Below are 8,848 nucleotides of genomic sequence, written 5' to 3'. Positions count from 1 at the left end.
CTTTCAAAAGTAAAAAAGGAGTATTAGCCTCTTTCGTCAACATCGTTTTAAATACGTGTCATGAGGGCCCTCTATGTTTCTCCTTTTCTTCTGATCTATTATATTACAAAGATATGAGAGGGTCGACCAGCGCAGCCGTAGTCAGGGAGAGTTTATTAAAACGGAGGATTCTGCGAAAAACTTCCTTTACCCGATCCTATTGCCACAAAACGCAGCCTGATCAAAGTATAAATACGGTATACAATTATAATGAGCGCCGGTATACCCAGCCAGTGTGCATGCAAGGAGCTTTTCACATCGCCATGCAGCAAAAACGCTATGGAATGCCCCAAGCCGCAGCCCGGGCACCAGCCAATACCAGCCAGCTTAAGTGGGTATAAAACAAAATGGGCTTCAGCCTTCGGATCTGTTATGGCTAACGATACGATTGCTGCAACCCAAAATATCAGTTCGAAGTATTTTAAGAAAAATGTTCTAATCAACTTTGTTCGACTTGGTTGTATACAGTAAAGATACACCCAAAGCACTCAACAAACCAACTAATAATGCACCGAACATACGGCCCGAGAAATCCTGAAAGTTGGTACCTTCTGCCACATAGTTAATATATACTATGGCTGCAAAAATGGCCACTATACCGCCAAACAGCAATATTTTAAAGCCTTGCACCAGCCCTTCTAAAAAGCCCATGTTGCCGCCAAGGTAGTTATCGCGGTAATCTTTAACGCCAATTAATAAACCAATAATAGGTATCAGCACAGATATGTATTCGTAAGGCGACACCTTTGAATCGGTAAGGTTATAGCCCATTTTATACATAATAAACAACCACAGGCCGCTAAATACGCCAATGATGAGTCCGGATAATAATGCGTTTTTCATGTTTATAAGTTTAATTCAGGTTAAATCAAATTGCCTCAATGCGTGTTTAATCATTTAATTATCATTAAAAGGAATTATGGCGCGGTTTTGTTTTATGCACATACTACAATTTGCCTTAAAATAGTTTAAAACGCCTTTAATGAGTATATTTGCACAGTTTTGAACATACGTGATATATTAGAGCGTTATAAAGCTGACGACAGGATAAAAGCATTGGCCTCAGCGCTTAATGCATCAAAAAATCCAAGGATACAGCTTCGTGGTTTAGTCGGATCGAGTGATGCGGCTATGGCGGTAGCATTGTATTTTTTGCAGCACAAACACATGGTGTTCGTACTGCCCGAACGCGAAGAGGCCGCTTATTTTCAGGCCGACCTGGAAAACTTTACCGGTAAAGAGGTATTGCTTTTCCCGTCATCATACCGCAAACCGTTTGAATTCACCCAGCCCGATAGCAGCAATGTGCTTGCCCGTGCCGAGGTATTGAACGAGCTTAACCACTCATCGGAGTTTGGTCAGTTAGTGGTAACCTATCCCGAAGCCCTTGCCGAAAAGGTGATCGACCGTTCATCTCTCGAAAAAAACACGCTCGAAATAGCTGTAAGCAATAACCTGAGCATCGAATTTATCAATGAGTTTTTGATAGAGTACGATTTTGAGCGGGTTGATTTTGTATACGAGCCCGGGCAATTTTCCGTAAGGGGTGGTATAGTTGATATCTTCTCTTTTTCGCATAACCTGCCTTACCGGGTAGAGTTCTTTGGCGATTTTATCGAATCTATCCGCACATTCGAGATCGAGAGCCAGCTTTCAGTTGAGCAGGTGAAGAGCATTACCATAGTGCCCAACGTACAATCGAAGTTTTTAACGGAAAGCAATATTTCCCTGTTAGAATATGTAGAGCCAGGCACACAGGTATGGATAAAAGATGTACAGTTTACGCTGGACATTATCCAAACCGGCTTTAAAAAGGCTACCCAATTGTGGAAAGCGTTATCGGCAGATGAGAAAGCGCAAAACCCGGAATGGATAGACCCAAAGTTTGGTTTTACCGATGAAAAACTGATTGGCGATCAACTGCACGATTTCCCGGTTGTTGAATTTGGCAAACAATTCTTTTACACGCCTACGGAGAGTATCAACTTCGAGATGCGTCCGCAACCCTCTTTTAATAAAGATTTTAGCCTGCTAATACATAACTTTAAAAATAACGAGGCCGAAAAAATTGAAAACTACATCCTAACCGATTCGGCCAGGCAGATAGAACGCCTGTATGCCATATTGGAGGATCTCGACAAAACGGCTAAATTCACGCCCATTACGGTATCCATCCGCGAAGGGTTTATTGATCACGAGCAAAAACTGGCCTGCTATACCGATCACCAGATCTTTGATCGTTATTATAAGTACAAGCTTAAAAAAGGCTACCAACGCTCACAGGCCATCACCCTTAAAGAGCTGCGCGAGCTTAAACCCGGTGATTATGTAACCCATATTGATCATGGCATAGGCAAATATGCCGGCCTGGAAAAGGTAGAGGTAAGCGGCAAGCAGCAGGAGATGATCCGCCTGATATATGCCGATAACGATTTGCTGTATGTGAACATCAACTCGTTGAACCGCATATCAAAATACAGCGGCAAAGAGGGCACCGTACCCAAAATGAATAAGCTGGGTACCGATACCTGGGAACGCCTCAAGAAAACCACAAAAAAAAAAGTTAAAGACATAGCCCGCGATCTGATCAAGCTTTACGCCCTGCGCAAAGCACAGCATGGCAACGCCTTTTCGCCCGATAGCTACCTGCAAACCGAGCTGGAAGCATCCTTCCTGTACGAGGACACGCCCGACCAGGAAAAAGCCACCAACGATCTTAAAAAGGATATGGAATCGCCGCATCCTATGGATAGGCTAATTTGCGGCGACGTAGGCTTTGGTAAAACAGAGGTAGCCGTACGTGCGGCATTTAAGGCCGTGGCCGATAGCAAGCAGGTGGCCATACTGGTACCAACCACTATTTTGGCCGCCCAGCACTACAAAACCTTTTCGGACAGGTTGAAGGGCTTCCCGTGCAATATCGACTATGTAAACCGCTTTAAAACAAGCAAGCAGGTAAAAGATACCCTTGCCGCGCTTAAAGAAGGCAAGGTTGATATTATTATAGGCACCCACCGCTTGGTAAGTAAGGATGTTAAGTTTAAGGATCTGGGATTGATGATCATTGACGAAGAGCAAAAGTTCGGTGTATCTACTAAAGAGAAGCTGAAACAAATGCGCGCCAATGTGGATACCCTTACCTTAACAGCAACACCGATACCACGTACGCTGCATTTTTCGCTGATGGGCGCTCGCGATCTTTCCATCATATCAACCCCGCCGCCTAACCGCCAACCCGTGGTTACCGAACTGCATGTGTTTAACGATAAGCTGATAAAAGAGGCTGTTGAATTTGAAATAGACCGTGGCGGCCAGGTTTTCTTTATCCACAACCGGGTGAGCGATTTGCCGCAACTGGGCGCCATGATCCATAAATTGGTGCCAAAAGCCCGTATCGGGATAGCCCACGGTCAGCTGGAGGGCGACGCGCTGGAGGATGTAATGCTGAAATTTGTGAGCAACGAGTACGATGTGCTCATAGCTACCACCATTATTGAGGCCGGTTTGGATATCCCGAACGCCAACACCATTATTATTAACCACGCCCACATGTTCGGTCTGAGCGATCTGCACCAGATGCGAGGCCGTGTGGGGCGAAGCAATAAAAAGGCGTATTGTTACTTGTTAAGTCCGCCGCTATCAACACTTACCAACGAGGCCCGCAAACGCCTGAGCGCGATAGAAGAGTTCAGTGATTTGGGCAGCGGTTTTAACGTAGCCATGCGCGATTTGGACATCCGCGGCAGCGGTAACCTGCTGGGTGCCGAACAAAGCGGTTTTATCGCCGAGATCGGCTTCGAGATGTATCATAAAATTTTGGACGAAGCTATACAGGAACTAAAGGACGATGAATTTAAAGGTGTATTCCCTGATGATAAGCCACGTCCGTTTATTTCCTTTACCCAAATTGATACCGACCTGGAGATCCTGATCCCGAGCGATTACATCACCAATATATCCGAACGGTACAACCTGTATACCGAGCTTTCTAAACTTGAAAACGAAACCGAACTGGTAGCCTTTCAGCAACAATTGCACGACAGGTTTGGCCCGATACCTGCACAGGTGAACGATCTGCTAAATACCATGCGCCTGCAATGGCTGGGCAAGGCAATCGGCTTCGAGAAGATCTCACTGAAGAAAAATATTCTGCGGGGATACTTTATCACCAACCAGCAATCGCCATACTTTGAAACCGAGGCCTTTCGCCAGGTGCTCAACTTTGTACAGGCCAATCCTCGGCGCACTAATTTGAAAGAGGTAAAGAATACCTTACGCCTGAGCATCGATGCCGTAAACAGTATTGATGAAGCGGTGGAGCTATTGAGTGAAGTGGCCGTGGGTACGGGAGTGCTATAGCGTTGTGAGTTGATGTTATGGGTTGTGAGTAGCACGATTTAATATTTTTTGCGAATAGCATACTCCATTTACATTCAAACATTTAACAATTATTAACCATAGCCTATTTAAATAACATCTTATATTTAGGCTATGAAACCTATCGTCACTTTTTTATTCCTGCTTGTTTACTCGGCAACATTCGCGCAATACAACATTAAGACCGACTCGGTGTACATTACCGGCACGGTAAGCAATTTTGAAAAGTATAAAGAGACGGCAAATTCTGTCCGCTTTATTGTTAACGATATTGTTTTAGGCAACCAAACCAACCACCGGGCAAAAATCAATAACGACGGCACCTACAAAATAGCTATTTATAAAATAGGCACCGAGGATATTTACATAGAATACAACGACGATCTTGAAACCATCATTGTAAGTCCCGGAGATAGGATACAGGTAAATTTTGATGCTGGTGATCTGGAGAAATCCCTCACGTTTAAAGGCGACGACGCCAGGATCAATGCTGATTTGAAAGCATTTGAAGCCGCATTTGATAAGGAAAACACCAGGCTATACGGTGCGGAGGGCAATTCAAGATTCAAAGTACAGCAAGCATCAGAAAAAGACAATGGCCCCGAAGCACATAAAAAAATGCTTACAGCAAGGCTTATAAAAGATGAGGCGTTTTTAAAAGCTTACGCCAAACAACATAAGCTATCACCGGCATTTACCCGTTGGGAAGCCAATACGCTAAAATGCGAATACTACAGTAACCTGTTCCGTTATACTTGGCTGCACCCCATGTACAACAAAACCAAACAGGAAGATTTCAAGATTCCCGACAGTTACTTTTCCTTTATAAAAGATGTGCCGCTTAAAGACCCGGCATTGTCCGAGTCTTCTAATTACAATTATTTCCTGGGCGACTACCGCAGGCATATCCGGCAGAAAGCTTTCGGCAATTCGGCAAAGGTCGATTCCATGCTCATCCGCTTTGCAAAAGAACCTGCTTTTGCGGCCGATATTATGATTAGCAATGAGCTGTTTCAAATGATTGACGCTAAATATGTAAAAGAGGCAGGGGAATACATTGAATTGTATAAAAAGCTCACAAAATATAAGGCGATAAGAGATTACCTTGTTCAGTATTACACCGAGGCTCTAAATAAGCTAAACAGTTATAAACTGCCCGCCAACGCGCAAATAAACACCACACCCCAAACAGAAGCCGACAGCGTTTTTAACAAACTGGTAAGCAGATATGCAAACAAAGTAGTGTATGTTGATATTTGGGCTACCTGGTGCGGGCCCTGCCGTGCAGAAATGCCAAATTCGGCTGCCTTACGCGAAAAATATAAAGGCAAGGATGTTGTGTTTTTATATCTCGGCGTACAATCTGAAGAAAAAACATGGAAAGCTTTAATTGCCGAACTGGATATACAAGGCGAACACTTCCTGCTCAACAAAAATGAATTTGCCGCCGTTTCCGAAAAATTCCAGGTAAACGGCATTCCGCATTATATGCTTGTTAACAAAAAAGGGCAGGTGTTCGACGGCAATGCCAAGCGCCCCGGAGATGAAAAGCTCGCCCCCGAAATAGATCAGCTTCTCGAAGAGAAATAGAAAAAGCTCCCCATTCATAACACCATTACGTCATTGAGAATTTTAATTCTTTTGGCACTTTGAAGATAAAATGATGTTAGCTCACAACCCCTCTCCACTGTCATGCTGAGGAACGAAGCATCTATCGTAGATAAGCATAGCGAAGAAGATTCTTCACTACGTTCAGAATGACAGTTTTTCAACCTGTCATGTGTAGGATCAAAGCAATGACGCGTTGGAAATCGTAGCGGAGGAATAAACGCAGTAAGCGACCGTAGAGATTGCTTCGCTACGTTCGCAATAACGTAAATTGGTTTATTCAGATACTTTTCTGTAGATCTCTTTTAGGTTGCGGCCGAGTTCGTGGTAATCTAAGCCGTAGCCAATTACGTAGTCGTTATCAATTTCAAAGCCGGTGTATTTAAGTTCAACTATCGGGGTTTTAAGTTCCGATTTTTTTAGCAGCAACGTGCATACCGAAATAGATGCCGGTTTGCGCACTTCCAGTTTATCAATAAGATAGTTCAGGGTATTTCCGGTTTCAACAATATCCTCAATCAGGATGATGTGACGGCCTTCTATATTTACGTTCAAATCAAAATCATCTCGGATTTTGCCTGTGCTTGATAGCCCGCCGTAATAAGAGGCCAGCTTGGTAAAAGTAATTTCGCATGGTATGGTAACATGCTTAACCAAATCTGCAATAAATATAAAGCTGCCGTTTAATACACCAATAAAAAGCGGGATAGTATGTTTATAATCAACATTAAGCTGTTCGCCAATAACCCTAACACGTTTTGCAATTTCATCCGAAGCTATAAATGGCTCAAACTCAAGGTCTGCTACTTGTATTTTCATATTGTGATTGTCAATTAGTTTAGTGCTGCGTTAAAGCATGGTTAAGCTATAGCCAAAAGTTTTAATAGTGTATTGGCTACACAGCAAATTATAGGCCTAAAATAGCATAAATCAACCGAAAACCAGTTAAATAATTGTAACATATATAAAAGCTATCTTTGCGCTTTCATTATGGAATACCAGCTTCATACTTTACCTAACGGCATACGCATCATTTTAAAACAGGCAGCCTCAACAATTACGCATTGCTGCTTTATTGTTAATGCCGGCTCGCGCGATGAGGGCGTTAATAAAGAAGGCCTCGCGCACTTTATTGAGCATTTGCTTTTTAAAGAAACCGAAAGGCGCAACACCAACCAGATCCTTAACCGGCTGGAGTTGGTAGGCGCCGATCTTAACGCTTATACTACTAAAGAATATACCTGCATACACGCCTCCCTGCTTAACCAGCATTTAGAGCGTACCATAGATCTTTTCGAGGATATCCTGTTCCACTCTACCTTCCCCGAAGATGAACTGGAAAAGGAGCGGGGCGTAATACTCGACGAAATCTCGTCCTATCTCGATCAGCCCGAAGAAGCCATACAGGACGATTTTGAAGAATTGATCTTTAAAGATCACCCCATGGGCAAAAACATTTTGGGCACGCCCGAAACTGTAGGCCGCTTAGGGGTAGCCGATATGCGCGAGTTTATGGCCGCAAATTACGCTACCAACGAGATGATCTTCGCCGTGTTTGGCGATTACGATATTAAAAAGGTGACCAAACTGGCCGAAAAATACTTCGGGCCGATACCTGCTAACTTGAATAAAAAGCAACGCGTACAGCCCTTTGTTAACGGCAACGGACTATCGGTTTTGCAAAAGCCCATTTCGCAAACCCATTGCGTTATCGGCGGACAGGCTTATCCATCGGCGCACCATCACAAAAGCGGTTTACTGCTGGTGAATAACCTTTTGGGCGGCATGGGCATGAGCAGCAGGCTTAATCTGGAGATCCGCGAAAAACATGGTATAGCGTACACTGTTGAATCAAACTACACCTCATTAACCGATACAGGTATTTTCTCTATTTACTTTGGCACTGATAGTGAGAAGGCCGATAAGGCCACCCGCTTGGTGCATAAAGAGCTGCGTAAACTGCGCGAACAAAAACTGGGCACCTTGCAACTGCACCAGGCCAAACAAAAATTCATCGGGCAGATAGCACTGGCCGAAGAGAACCGCATGAGCCTGATCATATCTATGGCTAAAAGCCTGCTCGATTTTAATTATGTAGATACACTGGATGAGGTATTTGCCAAAATAAATGCCGTAACAGCCGAGCAGGTGCTTGAAATAAGTAACGAAATTTTTGATGATAACAGGCTCATGACATTGGTATTTGAGCCTAAGGAATAAAACTTTTATTTTTGCAGAATGAAATATCCAATAATAGCGTACGGAGATCCTGTTTTAAGAAAAAAGGCCAGCCAGATTGAGCCCGATGAATACCCTCACATTAAGCAATTGGTTGCCGATATGTTCGAAACCATGTACAGTGCAAGGGGTGTAGGATTGGCCGCGCCGCAAATAGGTTTATCTATGCGTTTGTTTGTTATTGATGCTTCGGTATTTGATGATGAAGAACCGCAGTTGAAAGATTTTAAAAAGGCTTTCATCAACGCGCAAATTATTGAAGAAACCGGTGAGGAATGGGCTTTTAACGAAGGCTGCTTGAGCATCCCCGAAATAAGGGAAGATGTTTACCGTAAACCAACCGTTAAAATATCTTATTACGACGAAGACTGGAAACACCACGAAGATACCATTTCGGGCATGGCCGCTCGCGTTATTCAGCACGAGTACGATCATATTGAAGGCAAGCTGTTCACTGATAAATTGAGCCCACTACGCAAGCGCCTTATCCAAAAAAGACTTACAGATATTTCAAAAGGCGCGGTAAGTGTTGATTATAAGATGAAGTTTCCGGCGGCTAAAAAAGGCAGGTAATCAGCAATTAAAA

The 8,848-nt window shown here is 43.6% G+C and carries 7 protein-coding genes; 4 read left to right on the top strand and 3 right to left on the bottom strand.

All coding sequences use genetic code 11. The features are described 5' to 3' along the window. Positions 1-155 precede the first annotated feature (155 nt). Together ABD894_RS27410 and ABD894_RS27405 are read right to left on the bottom strand one after the other, a co-directional pair. On the bottom strand, positions 156-482 hold the full coding sequence (locus ABD894_RS27410; protein ID WP_345214301.1) for a DUF2752 domain-containing protein: 327 nt from the start codon (positions 480-482) through the stop codon (positions 156-158). Then, positions 475-882: a DUF4199 domain-containing protein gene (locus ABD894_RS27405; RefSeq protein WP_345214300.1), complete on the bottom strand. Its 408-nt coding sequence runs from the start codon at positions 880-882 to the stop codon at positions 475-477. The genes ABD894_RS27410 and ABD894_RS27405 overlap by 8 nt, the downstream gene beginning before the upstream one ends. A gap of 159 nt (positions 883-1,041) precedes the next feature. Between ABD894_RS27405 and mfd the strand changes: the two genes are divergently transcribed. Further along, the gene (gene mfd / locus ABD894_RS27400; RefSeq protein WP_345214299.1) at positions 1,042-4,398 is read left to right on the top strand and encodes a transcription-repair coupling factor; all 3,357 of its coding nucleotides are present in this window, start codon (positions 1,042-1,044) and stop codon (positions 4,396-4,398) included. 132 nt (positions 4,399-4,530) lie between these two features. Continuing rightward, the gene (locus ABD894_RS27395; RefSeq protein WP_345214298.1) at positions 4,531-6,006 is read left to right on the top strand and encodes a TlpA family protein disulfide reductase; all 1,476 of its coding nucleotides are present in this window, start codon (positions 4,531-4,533) and stop codon (positions 6,004-6,006) included. Positions 6,007-6,300: 294 nt separating this feature from the next. On the opposite strand, the gene hpt is transcribed toward ABD894_RS27395, so the two are convergent. After that, entirely contained in the window at positions 6,301-6,843 is a 543-nt protein-coding gene (hpt, locus tag ABD894_RS27390) for a hypoxanthine phosphoribosyltransferase (RefSeq protein WP_345214297.1), read from the bottom strand. A 171-nt stretch (positions 6,844-7,014) separates the two neighbouring features. On the opposite strand from hpt, the gene ABD894_RS27385 reads away from it, so the two are divergent. Both ABD894_RS27385 and def read left to right on the top strand, forming a co-directional pair. Beyond that, positions 7,015-8,244, top strand: coding sequence for a M16 family metallopeptidase (locus ABD894_RS27385; RefSeq protein WP_345214296.1), 1,230 nt, complete (start codon positions 7,015-7,017; stop codon positions 8,242-8,244). 18 nt (positions 8,245-8,262) lie between these two features. After that, a complete protein-coding gene (gene def, locus ABD894_RS27380; protein WP_345214295.1) occupies positions 8,263-8,835 on the top strand; it encodes a peptide deformylase in 573 nt (190 codons plus the stop codon). The last annotated feature ends 13 nt before the right edge of the window (positions 8,836-8,848 follow it).

The organism is Mucilaginibacter gynuensis, from assembly GCF_039541195.1.
Classification (GTDB): Bacteria; Bacteroidota; Bacteroidia; order Sphingobacteriales; family Sphingobacteriaceae; genus Mucilaginibacter; species Mucilaginibacter gynuensis.
Note: the sequence above shows the minus strand (reverse complement) of the source record. Positions and strands in the feature narration are given on the sequence as shown.

Excerpts from the sequence above, each read along its gene's own strand:
- hpt (WP_345214297.1), bottom strand. The coding sequence starts at position 6,843 with ATGAAAATACAAGTAGCAGACCTTGAGTTTGAGCCATTTATAGCTTCG.
- ABD894_RS27395 (WP_345214298.1), top strand. The coding sequence starts at position 4,531 with ATGAAACCTATCGTCACTTTTTTATTCCTGCTTGTTTACTCGGCAACA.
- ABD894_RS27405 (WP_345214300.1), bottom strand. The coding sequence starts at position 882 with ATGAAAAACGCATTATTATCCGGACTCATCATTGGCGTATTTAGCGGC.
- def (WP_345214295.1), top strand. The coding sequence starts at position 8,263 with ATGAAATATCCAATAATAGCGTACGGAGATCCTGTTTTAAGAAAAAAG.
- ABD894_RS27385 (WP_345214296.1), top strand. The coding sequence starts at position 7,015 with ATGGAATACCAGCTTCATACTTTACCTAACGGCATACGCATCATTTTA.